Consider the following 17,576-nt stretch of genomic DNA (forward strand, 5'->3'; position numbering starts at 1 on the left):
CGTCCGGTGGCCCACAGCAGGGTGGGCCAGGGGTCCGTGCTCGTCGGGGCGTCCGGGAAGAGCCGGGCGAGCACCCGCGAGCACAGGTCGGCGGGGACACGGCGGCGCGAGCGCGCTTGGCGGCGCTGGTCTGCTTCTTGGGCATCGTGTGCTCCGGGGTCGAGGAAAAGCGGGACAGTCGTTGGCGGTGAGAAAGATCTTGTTTCTCGTTGTGGCGGTGAGCTGGTCGAATGCGAAAGGGCCAGGCGGTCAGAGCCCGCTGAAGTGAGGGCACGGCTCCGGAGGACACCGCCCCGACGCCCTGCACGGTCTTCCGCGACCTGCGACGCAGCGGTTTACCGCCAATGACTGTCCCGCTGTTCCTCAACCCCGGACATGCACGGCGACGCCCGCAAGGAGCAGCGTCGTCGCATGGACGTGGCGTAGATCGTGCAACCGGGCCGCAGGAAGCGGATTCTCCTAAGGAGGAGTGCGCGACCCGCCGGGCGGATGATGGCCGGTGTACCTTTGGCGATCACCTGACGAGGCCGTCACCGGTGACGATGAACACATGCGAACCATCCTCGCTGAGGCCGCTGTCTTCGGGCTCCTGGCAGCGGCCTCACCCGCCGGTCACACCAACTGTGCCCGCGTGGGACGAGTCTTCATATGAGCTGCGAGGGTGGCTATGTGGTGGATCAGCTTGCTCGCAGCCGTCGTTCTCCTGTCGTACGTGGCCTACCGGTGCACGGCGAGCGTGACGGCGTGGAGTGCCGCGGCCGCGATCGTCGCGGCCACGGGTGTCGTCGCCGTCCTCGGCCGGACTCCGCTGGAGATCGTCGGCACGGCGCTACTGGCTGTGGGGCTGGGCGCGACGAGCTGGGCCCTGGGCAGGTCGGCCCGGCTGCGCGGGGCGCGACGCCGGGCGCTGGCGGCCTACCGCTCGGGAGAGTGGGCAGTGCCCGGCCTGGCAGCGGCCTCCGAACGGCACAGGCTCGCCGCCGACCTCCATGACACCGCGGCGCATCGGCTGACCGGCATCATGATCGGCGCTTCGTCCGCGCTGCACGTCGCCGATCCCCGGCTGAAGGCCGAAGCGAGCGCGCACGCGGCGACAGAGGGGAGGTTGGCCGTGGCCGAGCTCACCCGGCTGACCGCCCTCGATCAGCGGGCGGCGCGAACCGACCTGGCAGAGGTCGACGCGCTGGTCGCGGGATGGCCGGGGCGGCCACCGGTCTATCGCAGGAGCGTGGAGTCCGCGCCACCGCTCATCGCCGCGCTGGCCTTCCGCGTGGTGCGCGAGGCACTGACCAATTGTCGGCGCTACGCTCACGGAGCGCGCGTCGAGGTGGGTCTGGCACGGCGGAGCGACCGGCTAGTGGTCACGGTCGACGACTGGGGACGTGCGGAGACGGGCGAGCCGTTCGCCGGGGGATGCGGGAGCGGCCTTTCGGTGCTGCGGGCCGACCTGGCGGCGGCGGGCGGCTCACTGTCGGCCGGCCGGTCGGCACGAGGCTGGTCGGTGCGTGCGGAACTCCCTCTGACCATCGATCAGACCGCCACCGAGAGGCCAGGCGGCAGGCTGCACACGTGGGCACTGGTGGGGTTGGCCGCTGGGATTCCGGTGGGCGGGCTGCTGATACCTGGGGCAGGTCCTCCGCTGTCCGCGCCAACGCTGGTTCCACTCCTGCCCCTGCTCGTCGTGCACGCCCTGGCACTGCGTTTCCACACACACCGGCCGGTCGTGGCCGTGCCCCTGGCCTTGTCCATATATCCGCTCCTGGTGGCGGCGCGATGGGCGGGCTGGCCGGTGCCGTCAGGCGGGGGCTTCTTGTGGAGCGGCTGGGTGGAGTTGATCATGATGTATGGCATTGGCGCGGCGAGGCGGCTGCGAAGCTGGCCGGCACCGGTGGCGGTGGCGGTGACGACCGGGGCGGCGCTGGCCTGGAGCCCGGAGATCACCGGTAACCGCGTGGGCGTCTGGGCGGTGCTGAGCGTCTGCCTGTTGATGCCGATGGCGGGGGTGTGGGCGGCAGGCGTGGCGATCACGACCAGGCGGGCCGGTCGTCATGCCGCCGCCGTCGTGCGCCATCACCGATTGAGCGAGGAAGCGGCACGAGCGGAGCGGGCCAGGATCGCCGCCAGGCTGCGTTCGACGGCGTTGCTGCGCGCGCAGGCGGTGGTGGCCGCCGTGGACCTGGAGACCGTGATGGTCGAGGCGCGCGCAGGGCTGGACGCCCTGCGGGACCTGCTCGATGAGCTACGTAGCCCGATGGGCGAAAATGCCCCGCCCCCGTGCCTGGCCGGGATCACCGCACTGGCGGCCCGCCACGAAGCGGTCGTGCGCTTTCTCGGCGAGCCGCGCCAACTGCAGGGAGCTGTGGAGGCGACAGCGTTCTGGGTCGCCCGCGAGCTTCTCAGTCACGATGGGATGCTCGTGGTGAGCTGCCTTCCCACCGGGGTTATGCTCTCGGGCATGGCGGATGCGGGGGCCAGACGACGGCTGCGGGCGGTGGCCGACGCGGCCGGCGGCGGCATGGCCCGCCGTGACAGGTGGGTGCGGATCTGGCTGCCCGAGGTGGGCGTGTGATCCGGGTGCTGGTGGCCGATGACCAGGCGATGGTCCGGGCCGGGATCGCCGCGATGTTGTCGGTCGAACCCGATATCGAGGTGGTGGGCCAGGCCGCCGATGGGGCGGCGGCGACCGCGCAGGCCATCACCGAGGTTCCGGACGTCGTGCTGATGGACATCCGGATGCCCGGCACCGATGGCTTGTCGGCCGCCGCCACGATCACCCGCCGGCTGCCGGCGGTCCGCGTGGTGATGCTGACCACGTTCGGGCTGGAGGAATATGTCCACACCGCGCTACGCGCGGGCGCCTGCGGTTTCCTGCTCAAGGACGCCGAGCCGAGGCGGGTGATCGAGGTGGTCAGGCTGACCGCGGCGGGCCAGTCGTTCCTCGACCCGGCGATCACCTCCCGGCTGATCAAGCGCTTGGTCCCACACCTGCCATCACCCGCCCCCGCGCTGAACACGTTGACCCCGCGCGAAGACGACGTGCTGTGGCACCTCACACGCGGCCTGACCAATGCCGAGATCGGCGCGGCCTTGGGCATCAGCGCCACGACCGTCAAGGAGCACGTCGCCTCCATCTTGGCCAAGCTCCAGGTCCGCGACAGGCTGCATGCCACCATTTACGCCTACGAGAGCGGCTTCATCTGGTCGCGTGAGCCCTAACGGGCGATCACCTGCACCTCGGGAAACCGTGAGGAACGCCTGTCGAGCAGGTCGCCTTTGCGCCGTAGATGCAGATCGAAGAAGGCCATGGTGTAGGCGCGGGTGACGGCCACGGAACGCGCCGCCGACAGTGTGCCGTTTACCGCTCGCAACTGCTCCTTTGACAGGCCGATCACCGGCGCCGCCTGCTCGTACAGCAGCGGCAGGTCGGTATAGGAATTGTGCTTGACGCCCTTGGTCTTCACGTGTAGCCGCCAGCCCTTCAGCCGGGACCAGAAGGCCTTCTGCCCGCGGATGGGCTTGTCGAAGATCTCGGCCTCCATGAGCATGTACGGCTTGGCCAATCCTTTGGCGGCCACCTTGCCGAGGGCGGGTCCGTCCAGGTTCAAAACCGCCTTGACCCGCCGATCCTCCAGCATCGTCGCGGCGGCCGTCGCTCCTCCCGCGGAATGGCCGAACATGCCGACCCTGCTCAGGTCGAACGCGCCACGCAGCCCCTCCGGCAGCTTCCGGCCTTCAACATCGGGGTTCTGCCCCTTGTTCAGCCCCTTGAGCCGGTCCAGCACGAATCGCGTGTCGGCCACCCGCACCTTGATCTCTTCGGCCTTCTCGTCCAGCCGGCTCACCGGGACCGGCTTCAGGACACGGCCGGTGACCGTGCCGTTGGGGAACTCCACCTCGCCGGCATCGCCCGGATGATCGATCGTGACCACCATGTAGCCCCAGCTGGCCAGTTCTTCGACCGTGGCGGTGTTCATGGAACGGTCGGCGCCGTTGCCGGGTGAGAACAGTACGACGGGCAGCCCTCGGCCCGCCACAGGGGCCCCTTCGCGGCCATGGGTCAAAGGCAGGCTGACAGCCGCAGGCGAGAGGCTGCTGTTGCGATAGAAGGCCTCGGCGGCGCGAGGCGGCAGCCAAGGCGCAGCGGGGTGGCCGTCCGGACGACGGGTGGGGTACCACAGGCTGATCATCAGCTCACGCCGGTCATGTGCCTTGATCCACGGGTCGGCCCTGGAGCCGTCACGCAGGTGCAGCGCGACAGTGCCGATCTCGCGTGGACCTGTCGGCTGGGGCAGGGCCACAGTGACGGGCTTTGACATGGCCTGTACGGCGGGCCCGGTGAGCAGAAGGCCGACCGCCACCGCAGAGGCCACGCCCCGTCTGAGCAATGCGCAATTCATAACGGCCACGCTAGGGAGGCTCGCTGTCCAGAAACTCCCCACCAGAGATGATTTTGGCACTCATACGAATGAAGGAAGCACCCCTCCGCCCGGGGGGGTCAAGGCCCGCTTGAGCTTGGCACTGAGGGCACTCCCCGCTACCTCGATGTGCGGCGTGCGACCTGCTACGGGCGTCTTGGATCGAGAGGGCGATACGGACGGTGAAGGCCCCAGGGCAATCCCTGTCTTCCACCATCGAATGTCCGCGATCTTGCTAAATCGGGCATCGGGGTTTCGGCAGGGGCTTAGCCCGGGGCCTCGTGTTACCAGTGCATCGGGGCTACTTGAATAGGCCCATGACGCGGCTGCAACCGCGATCAGGATGCACATGCGGAACCCGTCTCTACGAGGGCGTCTGAGCTTCCTCCCGTAGGCCGAGGGTCAGCGTGAGGCTGCCCGGGATCGCGGCGAAGGCGTCGCGGGTGTGGGCGGCCAGTTCGGCGCGGGTGGGGGCACCGGGCCGGGATATCCATGTCTCCAGGGCGCAGTGGAACGCGGCGACGAGCATGTCGAGGGCGAGCCTGGGGCGCAGGTCGTACGGGTCGGCCAGGTTGAACCTGCGGTGCAGGATCGCGAGTGCGGCGCGGCTGGTGCGGTCGCAGAAGTGCAGGCCGTGCGCGTCCATCGAGGGGGTTTTCTCCGCGAGCCGGCGGCTGAGCCGAACACGGTTCTCCCAGCCCTCGGCGGTCATCCGGTCGAGGGCGGCGAGCAGGGCGTCCTGAAGCATCTCCAGGACGGGGCGGCCACCGGGTTCACGGGATTCGAGGTCGTCGAGGAAGGCGGTCCACAGGTCGTGGACGGGCGCCATCGCCACGTCTTCCTTACTGCTGAAGGTACGGAAGAAGGTGCGCTTGGAGATCTCGACCGCCGCGCAGAGCTCGTCGAGTGTCGTGCCGTCGAAACCCCGCTCGGTGAACAGTTCCAGAGCGGTGTCGATCAGCGCCTGGCGGGTGCGGAGCTTCTTGCGCTCGCGCAGCGGCAGCCGGTCGGCCGGGGTGGTCGGTGAGGGCGAGGTGGTCATCGCGGCCAGTCTAGCGAGATACGAATGCCCCTTATAGGCTTATGCCACTCAGTGGCATTATGGTGATCGCCAACGTCCTCGCGAAAGGTTCATGCCCCATGCGTGCTCTGCTTGTCGACCGCTCCCTGTCCGGCGGGCTGCGATCCGGTGAGGCCCCCGAGCCCGACCCCTCCCCCGGCCAGGCGCTGATCAGGGTGACAGCGACCTCCCTCAACTACGGCGAGGTCAAGTTCGGCCTGGACAACGCGCCCGAGGGCAGCGTGCCGGGCTGGGACGCGGCCGGGGTGGTGGAGCGAGCCGCCGCCGACGGCTCCGGCCCGGCCGCGGGCACCCCGGTGGTGACGCTCGCCGCCGACGGCGCGTGGGCCGAGTTGCGCGCCGTCGACACGGAGCTGATCGGCACGGTGCCGCAAGGTGCCGACCTCGGCGCGGTCGGCACCGTCCCGGTGGCGGGCGCCAGCGCACTGCGCGCCCTGCGCCGGCTTGGCCCGATCGCCGGAAAGCGGGTACTGATCACCGGCGCCACCGGCGGGGTCGGACGGTACGCCGTGCAGCTCGCCCGGCTCGGCGGCGCGCACGTGGTGGCGTCCACCGGTGACCCGGGAGCGCACGAGAACAGCCTGCGGGCACTGGGCGCGCACGAGGTGGTGGCCGGCCCATCCGAGATCGATGCCCCGGTGAACGGCATCGTCGAACTGGTCGGCGGACGCCAGCTCGTGGACGGCTTCGACAAGCTCGCCGAGGGCGGCACACTCGTGTCCATCGGGCACGCGACCAGCGAGGGCGAGCACTTCCCGTTCGGGGCGCTGTTCGGCGATCAGGGCCGCCACGACCGCTCGATCGTCACCTTCTTCCTGCTCGCCTGCTCGGGCCTGGCACCGGACCTGACCTGGCTGGCCGGGCAGGTCGCGGCCGGCCGCCTGGACCCGCAGATCTCCTGGCGGGGCGGCTGGGACAAGGCCGCCGAGGCGGTCGAGGCTCTCCGCGGCCGCAGGCTGCACGGCAAGGCGGTTCTCGACATCGGCTGAGCCGGTCGCGTTTCCCTGATTCGCGGACGGCAGGCAGGCGACCAGACGCTCTTTCCTTGATGATCCGGGTGTTTCCGCACACCGGGGCGTGCGGAAACACCCGGATCAAGGAAAAGCCGACGGCGCCCTCCCGGCCCCACTCCGAGATCCGCCGTCTCGTCGAGCCCGTCCCACCGGCGTACCCACCGCGGAAATGAAAACGATTCTTTACATGACCTTGAGTATGACTGTATGTTGTTGCCCGATCACCCTACGCACTCAAACGAATGTAGGTGAGCAACCATGCCGGACAACGGCACCGAACATCCCCCGGACCCCCGGGTGGCGTTCGCGGACGCCACGGCGGCCAGCACGGGAGAGACGAGCGAGCGGCCGGGAGCGGCCGACCGCGTCGCGGTCGTCGCGAAGAGCGACGACCACCTTCCCCCGGTGGCCGGCGAGGCGCTTGACGACAGGCCCCTCGCCCTGCGGTTCACGGAAGCGGAGGAGTAGACATGCAGCTGCGTTTCCGTAACCGCTACGGCTCCAAGGTGTGGGTCGCGATCATGTTCTACAGCCCCGACGGCTGCCGCGACTACGGCCAGTGGGGCACCCGGGGCTGGTGGGCCATCGACCCGGGCGGCGAGGCGTTCGTCCTCAACACCAACAACCGCTACGCCGCCTACTACGCCGAGGCCGCCAACGGGGCCGTCTGGACCGGCGCCTACGGCCCGATGTACGTCTATCAGAACGCCTTCGACTCCTGCATCAACATCGGCAGCACCGCGGCCAGGCGCGTGGGCACCCGTCTGATCGACATGAACGGCTACTCCACGTACTACGTCAACCTCGTCGCCTGATCCACCCCTCACCTGACGCCCCCGACCGGCACCGACCGGTCCGGCCCCCGCGGTGAGGACCCAACTGAGCGCCTCCTGCGTGACGGACCTTCTCCGGGTCCGTCCCCTTCTACCGGGAGGCGCTCGCCCCCAGAGCGCATCTTCCCTCCTGAGAGATCACCTCACCTGCGAGTCCCGTTCCGGGCCAGCGTGACCGCTTCGGCGAAGCGGTGATATCGGGACAGCTCCTCCTCCATGGGGTCGAGCACCAGCTCACGGGCGACCCGGTCGACACTCGCCCGCAGCGCCCTCGCCGCCCTGCGGGCGCGGCGCCGGCCGCCGAGCCAGGAGGCCACTCGGGACAGCAGCGCGATCAGCAGGCCGAGCAGGACACCCCCGATCAGCAGCGTGGTCGGCCAGGGCAGCTCTCCTGCGGTCGGTAGGTAGAGCTGCGGAAGTCGTAGGTAGTCGATGGCGACCAGGGCGAGCAGCCAGGCCCCTCCGGCTAGCACCGTCGCCAGCGCCAGCCACTGCGCCAGCCCGGCCAGCCGCCACCACAGGGGCCGCCGGGCGGCACCGAGAGAGGTGGTGGCGACCGCTCGGTCCAGGCCGTCCTCCAGCTCGTCCCCGTGTGACCTCGCCGCCTGCCGCACGGCCGCCGTCCACGGCGCGGGCAGCCCGGCCGAGGCGCTTCTCGCGGCCTCCCTGATCGCGTTGTCCATCCGGGAGCGCTGGACGACCGTCGCCACCGGGATCGAGGTCCTCCCGACGATGTCCCCCTGCTCCCCGGAGACGCGGCTGGTGGCGTCCAGGCGGAGGCGGCGGAGCGGGTCGGGCCGCAGGCGGCGGATCCACCGGGTGGGCGGCCATCCCGTGGCGGCGACCGAGCGGTGCCGGTAGGACCTGGCCACGGCCTCGACGACGGCCGGCACCCCGGCGGCCTCCGACAGCGCGTCCCTCAGCGGCTTCACCAGATTGTCCATCGAGGGGTTCTCCCCCGGAGTGGTGGCGCTGGACGCCTCTCCAAGCGCGTCGGCGGCCATGCCGGTGTCGGCGGCGAGACGTGCGGCCCAGGACCGCCGGTCGGCGACCCGAGAGGCGAGCAGGGAGCGCAGCTCGGGGATGCCCGCGCCGGTGCGGGCGGAGACCCCGATCACCGGCACCCCGGCCAGCCCGTCGGTGTCGAGGAGCCGCCGGAGGTCTTTCAGGCACCGCTCGGCGGCGGCCGGGGAGAGCCGGTCGATCTGGTTGAGGACGACGACCATGACCTCCCGGTGCCGGGCCAGCGGCCTGAGGTAGCGGTCGTGGACCGCCGCGTCGGCATACTTCTGCGGATCGAGCACCCAGACCAGCAGGTCGACCAGCTCGACGAGCCGGTCGACCTCCAGCCGGTGCGAAGGCTCGATCGAGTCGTGGTCGGGCAGGTCGAGCAGGATCAGTCCCGCGGCCTTCCCGCCCATCCCGGACGGATGACCGACAGGCACGGGAGCATCGGGGACGGGGCCGGCGGAACGGATCTCGCGACCACCCTCGGAAACGCCGGAGCCGGGAACGTCGAGAAACTCGTGCTTCCCAGAGTCGCCCCCCTCCTGGGCGACGTCAGCGGAGCGGATCTCGCGATCCCTCTCGGGGGTGACACCGGCCGAGCCTGAGGTGTCGAGAAGCTCGTGGCGGCGGGGAACACCCAGCCAGTCGAGCAGCGGTCCCGCCCCGCCGCCCTCCCAGAGGGCGGCCTGGGCGGTCGAGGTGGTCGGCCGGGTGACCCCGACCGTGGCGAGCGAGGTACCGGACAGCAGGTTGAACAGCGAGGACTTACCGCTGCCGGTGGCTCCGGCCAGCGCGACCGCGGTGTGGTCGACCGACAGGCTTGCCCGTACCCCGGCGCGGGAGACCACCGAACGCGCCGCGGCGACCGCCTCTGCGTCCAGCCGCCCGTCGGCCAGGTCGGCGGCCCGCGCCAGCGCCGCCAGCCGGTCGTCCAGCGAGACCGCCTTCTCCCGTCGCAGCAGCTTCACTCCTCGCCCGCCTCTCCCGCATTGGGAGCCCGCCGGCCCCCGTCATCAGGTCCGCCCGGCGGACGCGGAGAGCCGGGCCCGCCTGTCGCGCGCGGGGAATCAGGTTCACCGTCCGCCCGTGGAGCACCGTCGGATCCGCCCGGCGAGCGCGAATGACCGGGTCCATCCGCGTGTGGGAAATCCGGCCTTTCTGCCGGATGCCGGACGCCGTCGGACCGTCGCCGGGAATCGCGTACGGTCTCCGAGCCTTCTTCAGGCGCCGTCGTGGCGGAAGCGGCGGAACCCGCGCCTTCTGGGGCTGCGCCCGGCGAAAGAGCGGCCCGGCGGTTCGCGACGGGCAGTTCGCGCAGGTGCTCGCGTACCGCGTCCGCGGTGGCGCGGAGGGCGGGGGCGGTGCTCTCGGGGGGCTGGACGGCGTCCAGGAGGGCGATGAAGCGGTCGGCGTCCTCACCGAGCAGGATCGCCACCCGGGCGCGCAGGTCGGAGCGGGCCTTGACGGTGAGGGTGCGGACGGCCTGGTCGCCGAAGACGGCCTCCAGGACCTTCTGGCTGAGCACGCTGGTGCCTCCGGCGATGCCGACCTCGATGCCGGTCAGGCCACCGGTCGAGGCAAACACCGCGAGCATCAGCAGCAGCCCGGCGCCGTTGAGTCCGAACGAGGTGATGCGGGCGGTGGTCCGCTTGTCCGCCCCCTCCTTTCTGACCAGGTCGAGCACGTACGACTGCCAGCCCCTGACCGCCTCCTGCGCCCTGGCGGGCAGGTCGGCGGAGGCCCGGCCGAGACGCCCCGCGGTGGCGACCCCTTCGCGCTCCAGCAGGGCGCGCCCCGCCGGGTGCGACGACCATGACTCCATCAGGCGCTCGGCGGCACCGTCGGCCGAGGCCCTGATCAGTGCCTCCACCCCGCTCTCCAGCGCGACCCGCAGCTCGCTCTCCGGCGCGGGCCGCCCGGTGACGAACGCCACGACCCGGTCCCTGAGCCGGCCGACCCGGCTCTCCAGGGAGCGCATCAGGTCACCGGTCCCGATGAAGTCCTGCCAGCGGGCCAGGACCTCCCCCCTCAGCAGCGACCCGTCTCGCATGCCCTCGTCGAAGGAGGCGAGGCCCACGGCGTAGGCGGCGTCCGCCATCGAGCGCAGTTCGGCGGCCCCGGCGTGCTGGCGCTCGACCGCTCCGGCGAGCGCGGGAACGCGGGTGGAGAGGCTCTCCAGCGCACCGGACAGGGTGTGGCGCACCACGTCGGCGCGGGAACGGGAGTCGGCGGCGATGGTGGTGAGCCAGTCGGCGATCGGCCGGACCGCCTGGCGCGGCAGCCGGGCGTTCTCCTCGGGCAGCACCAGCTCGGGCACCTCGAAAAGCTGAGTTCCCCCCAGACCGTTGGCCTCCAGCAGCCGGGCCAGGTCCTTGCGCACCACGCCCAGTGCCTCCGGCGGCACCCGGGAGAGGATGACGGCCAAGGCCGTGCTCCGCTCCCTGGCCGAGCGCAGGAAACTCCAGGGGACCTCGTCGGCGTACCGGGCGGCGGTGGTGGTGAACAGCCACAGGTCGGCGGCGGCGAGCAGCTGGGCGGCCAGCTCGCGGTTGGCGGTGACGACCGAGTCGATGTCGGGGGCGTCCAGCAGGGCCAGTCCCGGCGGAAGTGCCTCGGTGGTGACGACCCTGAGCGTGCCGGGCTCGCCTCTGCCGTTCCCGGTGACGCGGGGCAGGCCGGGCAGGATGTTCTGGGCGGTGAACCAGTCGCGGTCGGCGGGACTGGTGACCAGGGTGGGGGCCATCGTCGTGGGCCGCAGCACCCCGGGCTCGGAGACGTCCGCATCGACCAGGGAGTTCACCAGCGTGGACTTGCCGGCCCCGGTGGAGCCGCCGACGACGGCGAGCAGCGGGGCGTCGATGGCGCTCAGCCTGGGGATGAGGTAGTCGTCGAGCTGGCCGGTCAGCTCGCGCAGTGCCCGGCGGTCAGCCGTCACGTCGCCGATCGCGAGGGGGAACAGGTCACGGTCGAGATGTCGCCGCAACTCTCGCAACGTCTCCAGCAGACCGTCGTTGTCGCCCATACGGTCGATCCTGCCCGACAGGATGCCCCTCTAGACGCGATCGGCGCCACCGCTCGCCCGGGTCATGGCGGCGAACCCGGCCGCCGCGGCGCCTCCAGCAGACCGTCGACCCTGCCGACGGGACCCCCTCCAACGAAATTGGCCCCACCGCCTGACCGGGTTACGGGGGCGAACTCGGTAAAGCGGTGGGGCCCAGCCCTCGGATCCCAGCCGCGGACCGTGCCGGACTCGTCTCCCCCGCAGCTGGAGGCGAGCCCGAGTCCATCGGATGGCTCCGAGGCGATCGGGGGTCGTGCAGTGTCTATTTGAACACACAAAACTCAGAATCAGGTCAGGTAGAGCTGAATATCGGCTGAAAATTCAATCACTGTGCGGGGGGCGCAGCACGTACCCCACCCCGCGGAGGGTGTGGATGAGCCTCGGCTCGGCCGTGTCGACCTTCCGGCGCAGGTAGGAGACGTAGGACTCGACCACCCCGGCGTCGCCGCCGAAGTCGTAATTCCAGACATGGTCGAGGATCTGTGCCTTGGACAGCACCCTGCCGCTGTTGACCATGAAGTAGTGCAGGAGCTTGAACTCGGTGGGCGACAGCCGCACCGGAACGCCGGAACGCCAGACCTGGTGCGCCTCCTCGTCCAGCTCCAGGTCACCGACCTGCAGGCGGGCCGGCAGGTCGAGGTCTCCCCTGGTACGCCGGAGCACGGCCCGGATGCGGGCGAGCACCTCTTCCAGGCTGAACGGCTTGGTCACGTAGTCGTCGGCCAAGCGCAGCCCGGCGACCTTGTCATCGGTGCCGTCCCGCGCGGTGAGGAAGAGCACCGGCATCTGCCCGCTCATCTCCCGCAGCCGCCCGGCCACGGCGAAGCCATCCATGTCGGGCAGCATCACGTCCAGCACGACGAGGTCGGGGCGGATGCGCTCGGCGAACTGCACGGCCTCCCGACCGTCCACCGCGGTCACCACCTCGAACCCGGACAGTCGCAGGCTGGCCGAGAGCAGCTCCCTGATATTCGGTTCGTCGTCCACGACCAGCAATCGGGCTTCCACTCTGTCCAGCACCCCCTGAGGCTCGCTCACCTCTCTGGAACGAAGCTCAGCCGAAGCTGAACGTTTCCTGGGAACCGGCTCACCGTCGGCCGCCCCCCTCGTTGATCGCGGTCGCGCTGACCGAGCCGTCCTCGGCCCTGGCTCCCTGTACGACCACCGTGCCACCGGGCTTGAGGTCCGCGACCTTGCCCTCCTTGGTGAGGCGCACCGACGTCTCGTCCGTGGTGTTCACCGTCACGACGGATCCGTCGGTCGTCTGGAGGTAGACCTTCTCGCCCTCCACCCGCTGCACGGTGCCGACGGTCATGCCGCCCCGGCCGCCACCGCCCTGCCCCGGCCCCTGGCCCTGACCCGCGCCCTGACCACCCTGCTGCCCGTTTCCAAAACCGCCGTATCCACTGAAACCCCCGGGACCCGCGCCCTGCCGCATCGCGGCTCCCGGGGCACCGGTGGGACCGGACGTGACACCCGTCGCCTTCTGCACCTGGATACCCACGATCACCCCTGCCACGAGCATCACCCCGGCGCCCAGCACGAGGGTGAGCGTGGACAGCCGGCGCGGCGGCCGGGCCGCCAGCTCGCTGTCCAGGTCCCCCCGGAACGGGGAGCCCTCCAGGGATCTCCCCGCCGGGACCGTCTCGTCGGCGTTGCCGCCCATGTCTCTCTCCTTGCCTAAGCCGTACGGGTCACTCGTGGCGCAGGGCCTCGATGGGCCGGAGCTTGGCCGCCCGGTTGGCCGGGTAGCCGCCGAAGAACAGCCCGATGCCCACCGAGACGCCGAGGGCCAGTGCGATCGAGGACGGTACGAGCACCGGTGAGATCCCGGCGATCGTGAAGCGGGTGCCGGCGAACGCGATCGCGACGCCCAGCAGGCCGCCCACCAGGCTCAGCACCGTCGCCTCCAGCAGGAACTGGCCGAGAATGGCGCTCCTGGGCGCGCCGATGGCCTTTCTGATGCCGATCTCCCTGGTCCGCTCGGTGACGGTGACCAGCATGATGTTGGTGATGCCGATGCCGCCGACCAGCAGGGAGATGGCGGCGACCGCACCGAGCAGGGCGGTGAAGATCCCGATGGTCGAGCTGACCGTCTCCTGCAGGGTGGCCTGGTTCAGGATCCGGTAGTCCGCGGTGCCCGTCGGGGTGATGCCGTGCCGCTGGTCGAGTACGGCGGTGACCTCGGCCTGCGCCGAGTCGGTGGCATCCGCGCCGGTCGCCTGCACGATGATGGAACCGAGCGCGCCGAACCCGGTCAGGCTCTGCTGCACGGCGGGCAACGGCACGATGGCCACGTCATCGGCGTCCTGCATGCCCGTGGAGCCCGACTCCTTGAGCACCCCGATCACGGTGAACGGCACGCCTGAGACGCTGACCGGCTTGCCGACCGGATCGGCGGTGCCGAACAGCCCCTCGGCCACGGTCCGCCCGATCACCATGACCTTCCTGGCGGCGATCACGTCGTCGTTGACGAAGTAGGTACCGCTCTCCACGGGCTTGTTCGTCGCCTCGAAATAGCTGGGGTAGGTGCCCACGAGCTGCGCGATCGTATGGCTGGCGCCCTCGTGGACCGCGGCGGCCGAGTTCGCGGTCACCACGGGCGACACGCTCCGTACCGAGGGCACCTGCTCGCGGTCGGTCAGCGCTCTGGCGTCCTCCAGGGTGAGCGGCCTGGCCTGGGTACGCGGGCCGGCGTTCTGTCCCGCGCTCACCCTGCCTCCCCCGGCGCCGCCGAAACCACCACCGCCTCCACCGCCCCCGGCGAAGGACGCCGAGATGGTGAGGGTGTTGGCGCCGAGCCGCTGGATGGACTGCTGGATGCTCTGTGAGGCTCCCTCGCCGAAGGCGACCAGCAGGATCACGGCCGCCACCCCGATCAGGATGCCGAGCGTGGTCAGGAAGCTGCGCAGCTTGTTCGCGGCCAGCCCGCGGAGTGCGAACCGCAGGATCTCCAGTTGGCTCACGCGATGACCTCCGGCATGCGGGGCGGGAGCCCGTCGACGGGGGCCTGACGGCGGTCCTCGATGATCCGGCCGTCCACCAGGCGGATGACCCGCTTGGCGTGAGCGGCCACGTCATCCTCATGAGTGATGATCACGATCGTCCTGCCTGAGACGCTGAGCCCGTCGAGGATGCCCAGCACGTCCTCGGTGGAGGCGGTGTCGAGGTTGCCGGTCGGCTCGTCGGCGAGGAGGAGGGCGGGCGCGGTGACCAACGCCCTGGCCACGGCCACCCGCTGCTGCTGGCCACCGGAGAGCTCGTTCGGCTCGTGGCGGACCCGGTCGGAGAGACCGACCTGCTCCAGGGCCGCCAGGGCGCGGGCCCGCCGGTCCGCGGCGCCGACCCCGCCGTACGCCATGGGCAGCTCGACGTTGGCGAGCGCGCTCATCCGGGGGATGAGGTTGAACGACTGGAAGACGAAGCCGATCTTCCGGTTGCGGAGCACGGCGAGCCGGCGCTCGTCCAGCGAGCCGACATCGGTGCCATCGATGCGGTAATCACCCGAAGTGGGCACGTCCAGGCAACCCAGGATGTTCATGAGCGTGGACTTGCCGGACCCGGAGGCGCCCATGATGGCGACGTAGTCGCCCCGTTCGACGTTGAGCGAGACACCGCGCAACGCCCGGACCTCGGCGTCTCCTCGGCCGTACACCTTGGTGATGTCCTTCAGGGAGAGGACGGGGACGGTCATCTGCCGGCCCCTCCCCCGCCGCCGAAGCCGCCACCGCCACCGATACCGCGACCGCCGCCCCCGCCCCCGAGGCCGGGGAAGCCGCCGCCCTGCTGGGTGGTCCCGGTGGCCGCCGGGCGGACCACCTGGTCGCCCTCGTTCAGCCCGGACTTGATCTCGGTGAGCGTGTCGCCCTTGACCCCGACCTCCACCTGGACGGGCACCTGCTGCCCGTCGCGCAGGACCGTCACCGTGCTGCGGGAGCCCGTGGTGGAGATCACCGTGGTGGAGAGCGCGAGCACGTTCTGCACGCTCTCGACGACGACCCCGACCGTGGCGGTCTGGCCCAGCCGGACCTCGTCCGGCACCTCGGTGAAGGAGATCGTCACCGGGTACTGGACCACGTTGTTGCTGGTGGTGGCGGTCGGCTGGATCTGGGTGACCTTCCCTGCCGCGGTGACGCCGTTGAGCGCGTCGAACCCGATGGAGGCCGCCTGGCCGACCTTTAGCCGGGTGACGTCGGACTCCGTGAAGGTGCCGACGAGTTGGAGCCTGCCGGTGTCCGCGATGTCGATGAAACCGCCCGAGCCGCTCGCCGCACCGCCGGAGGAACCCGCACCGGCCGCGTTGCCCGAGTTGCCCGCGCCGCCGGTGTTTCCGGTGTTTCCGGTGGCCTTGGCGGAGGCGCCCGAGGAGCCCCCGACCGTGCCGTTGACCGCGGTGACCGTACCGGAGAACGGTGCCTTGATGACCGTGCCGTCCACAGCGCGCTTCGCGGCCCGGTAGGTGTTCCTGGCCGTGATGTACTGGGCGTAGGCCGCGGCGGTCGAGGTGTCGTCGTCCGCGGTGTCGAGGGCGGCGGCGGCCGCGTCCAGGCTCTCCTGCGCCGAGTCGTCGTCCAGCCTGGCGAGGATCTGGCCCTTGGTGACCTTGTCCCCCACCTTGACGTAGATCTTCTCGACGGTGCCGCTCGATGCGAATTCCAGCGCCCGCGCGCGGGCGCTGGCCACGGTCCCCGAGGCGGAGACGGAGGCGGTGACGGAGGCCCGGGTCACCTGCACGGTCCGCACCGCGGCGTCGGCGGATGAGGCCTCGCCGCCGAGGGAGGAGTAGGCGATCACCGCTCCGCCCAGCAACAGGACCCCGAGGGTCCCGTTCACGATCAGCGCTCCGCGCTTGGTCGACAGCTTCACAGCGCTCGACCCTGGCGTACCAGGCTTGGGCCTACCCCGACAAAGGCTGAAGATTTCCTGTAGACCGTGTCGTACCGCTCAGGATGCACAGCAAACCTTCAGGCACCTGTGAGCATGCTGTGAATCAGACGGTCCAGGATTGTCCGCCATGAGACCGACCCATCTGTCGAAGAACCTGCGCGTGGGAGGGCTTGCCCTCGCCGCCCTCGTCCTGGTGGGCGCGGGCGCGATCGTCGTGCTCGACGGCGGCTCCGACCAGGCTCCCCGGGTGGAGTTGGCCTCCGCCAGGCGCGGGACGGTGACCGCCGTGGTGTCGGCCGCGGGCAACACCGTGGACGACGGCACCCGGGACCTGGCCTTCGGCGGATCGGGAACGGTCACGAAGGTCTATGTCAAGGCCGGGGACAAGGTCAGCAAGGGGGATGTGCTCGCCAGGATCGGCTCCGCACCCGCACGCGAGCGTTACACCGCCGCGAAGGCGCAGCTCGCGGCGGCCGAGGAGGCGCTGGAGGAGGCGGGAAGCACGACCGGAAGCACAGCGGGGGACGCGGCAGGCGGAGCTCCCCAGCAGCAGTCGACACCTGGCCAGACCGGGACCGGCCGGTCCGATCCCGCCGGGCAGACCGGATGCGAGCCCACCGCGACGCGGCCTCCGGGGGCGGGCGCCACCCCCGCACCGACCGGGACGAGCGCCCCGGCCCCGGCGCCCGAGCCGACCGGAGCGGAGCGGGAGGTACGGGTCGTCCCGGCCGCCGGTATCGCACCCGCCGGATACCGCCTCATGACGGCACCGGTCACCCCGACGCCCGTACCTGACCCGGCGGGCTCCTCCACTACGGCCGCCGCGCTCACCCGGACCTCGCCCGCGACGCCCACTCCCACCCCGTCAGCGGCGGGACGGCCGGGGGACGACTCTCCCCAGCCCGCCCCGACGGTCACCGTCACCGTGACGGCCGCTCCGACGGTGACGGTGACGGCCACCGCGACGGTCACCGTGACCGCGAGGCCGGACGGTGGCGGGCCGCCCGTGACCTCGGAGCCGGTGCCCACGGCCCAGCCCTCCGGTCCGACGATGGGCCCGGGTGGGCCCGCAGGACCGACGGCCCACCCCGGCCCGACAGCCGCCCCCACCGACGCGGCCAAGCCGACGGCGACCGCCAGGCCCACCACCGTCAGGACGCCGGGCACCGGACCCACCGGATGCTCCACCCCGAAGCCGGGCGCGAACACCGGCGCGGGTGCGGGTACGCTCCAGAACATGCACAGCATCCTGACGGAGCACGCCCGGTGTCTCTACGG

The 17,576-nt window shown here is 71.0% G+C and carries 15 protein-coding genes; 6 read left to right on the forward strand and 9 right to left on the reverse strand.

Annotation, left to right across the window (positions count from 1 at the left end; genetic code table 11):
• Positions 1 to 682: 682 nt before the first annotated feature.
• Both ABZ260_RS26770 and ABZ260_RS26775 read left to right on the forward strand, forming a co-directional pair.
• On the forward strand, positions 683 to 2,569 hold the full coding sequence (locus ABZ260_RS26770; protein WP_355622988.1) for an ATP-binding protein: 1,887 nt from the start codon (positions 683 to 685) through the stop codon (positions 2,567 to 2,569).
• Positions 2,566 to 3,216: a response regulator transcription factor gene (locus ABZ260_RS26775; protein WP_355622991.1), complete on the forward strand. Its 651-nt coding sequence runs from the start codon at positions 2,566 to 2,568 to the stop codon at positions 3,214 to 3,216. The genes ABZ260_RS26770 and ABZ260_RS26775 overlap by 4 nt, the downstream gene beginning before the upstream one ends.
• Here the strand turns inward: ABZ260_RS26775 and ABZ260_RS26780 are convergent.
• Positions 3,213 to 4,397, reverse strand: a complete 1,185-nt coding sequence (locus ABZ260_RS26780; RefSeq protein ID WP_355623018.1) for a lipase — start codon at positions 4,395 to 4,397, stop codon at positions 3,213 to 3,215. The two genes, ABZ260_RS26775 and ABZ260_RS26780, sit on opposite strands and share 4 nt — an antisense overlap.
• Positions 4,398 to 4,779: 382 nt before the next feature.
• Positions 4,780 to 5,457: a TetR family transcriptional regulator gene (locus ABZ260_RS26785; protein WP_350915683.1), complete on the reverse strand. Its 678-nt coding sequence runs from the start codon at positions 5,455 to 5,457 to the stop codon at positions 4,780 to 4,782.
• Positions 5,458 to 5,555: 98 nt separating this feature from the next.
• On the opposite strand from ABZ260_RS26785, the gene ABZ260_RS26790 reads away from it, so the two are divergent.
• The 3 genes from ABZ260_RS26790 to ABZ260_RS26800 all read left to right on the forward strand — a co-directional run bounded on the left by ABZ260_RS26790 (position 5,556) and on the right by ABZ260_RS26800 (position 7,324).
• Entirely contained in the window at positions 5,556 to 6,485 is a 930-nt protein-coding gene (locus ABZ260_RS26790) for a zinc-binding dehydrogenase (protein WP_355622995.1), read from the forward strand.
• Between the two features lie 282 nt (positions 6,486 to 6,767).
• Positions 6,768 to 6,977, forward strand: a complete 210-nt coding sequence (locus ABZ260_RS26795; protein ID WP_343974976.1) for a hypothetical protein — start codon at positions 6,768 to 6,770, stop codon at positions 6,975 to 6,977.
• 2 nt (positions 6,978 to 6,979) lie between these two features.
• Positions 6,980 to 7,324 carry a DUF1036 domain-containing protein gene (locus tag ABZ260_RS26800; protein WP_343974979.1) on the forward strand — a complete coding sequence of 115 codons (345 nt, stop codon included), beginning with the start codon at positions 6,980 to 6,982 and terminating at the stop codon, positions 7,322 to 7,324.
• A gap of 161 nt (positions 7,325 to 7,485) precedes the next feature.
• Here the strand turns inward: ABZ260_RS26800 and ABZ260_RS26805 are convergent, their stop codons facing one another.
• The 7 genes from ABZ260_RS26805 to ABZ260_RS26835 all read right to left on the reverse strand — a co-directional run bounded on the left by ABZ260_RS26805 (position 7,486) and on the right by ABZ260_RS26835 (position 16,277).
• On the reverse strand, positions 7,486 to 9,318 hold the full coding sequence (locus ABZ260_RS26805) for a GTPase (RefSeq protein ID WP_355622998.1): 1,833 nt from the start codon (positions 9,316 to 9,318) through the stop codon (positions 7,486 to 7,488).
• Positions 9,315 to 11,372, reverse strand: coding sequence for an ABC transporter (locus tag ABZ260_RS26810; protein WP_355623000.1), 2,058 nt, complete (start codon positions 11,370 to 11,372; stop codon positions 9,315 to 9,317). The genes ABZ260_RS26805 and ABZ260_RS26810 overlap by 4 nt, the downstream gene beginning before the upstream one ends.
• 360 nt (positions 11,373 to 11,732) lie before the next feature.
• Positions 11,733 to 12,449: a response regulator transcription factor gene (locus tag ABZ260_RS26815; RefSeq protein WP_355557732.1), complete on the reverse strand. Its 717-nt coding sequence runs from the start codon at positions 12,447 to 12,449 to the stop codon at positions 11,733 to 11,735.
• A gap of 49 nt (positions 12,450 to 12,498) precedes the next feature.
• A complete protein-coding gene (locus ABZ260_RS26820; protein WP_355623003.1) occupies positions 12,499 to 13,077 on the reverse strand; it encodes a hypothetical protein in 579 nt (192 codons plus the stop codon).
• Between the two features lie 28 nt (positions 13,078 to 13,105).
• Positions 13,106 to 14,377: an ABC transporter permease gene (locus ABZ260_RS26825; RefSeq protein ID WP_355623006.1), complete on the reverse strand. Its 1,272-nt coding sequence runs from the start codon at positions 14,375 to 14,377 to the stop codon at positions 13,106 to 13,108.
• Positions 14,374 to 15,105, reverse strand: coding sequence for an ABC transporter ATP-binding protein (locus tag ABZ260_RS26830; protein WP_355623009.1), 732 nt, complete (start codon positions 15,103 to 15,105; stop codon positions 14,374 to 14,376). The genes ABZ260_RS26825 and ABZ260_RS26830 overlap by 4 nt, the downstream gene beginning before the upstream one ends.
• Entirely contained in the window at positions 15,102 to 16,277 is a 1,176-nt protein-coding gene (locus ABZ260_RS26835; RefSeq protein ID WP_355623012.1) for a biotin/lipoyl-binding protein, read from the reverse strand. The genes ABZ260_RS26830 and ABZ260_RS26835 overlap by 4 nt, the downstream gene beginning before the upstream one ends.
• 148 nt (positions 16,278 to 16,425) lie before the next feature.
• Here ABZ260_RS26835 and ABZ260_RS26840 point away from each other — a divergent pair.
• Positions 16,426 to 17,576: biotin/lipoyl-binding protein (locus ABZ260_RS26840; protein WP_355623015.1), on the forward strand; the 1,151-nt coding region annotated here is incomplete at its 3' end.

This window comes from Streptosporangium sp. NPDC006013 (genome assembly GCF_040614275.1).
GTDB lineage: Bacteria > Actinomycetota > Actinomycetes > Streptosporangiales > Streptosporangiaceae > Streptosporangium.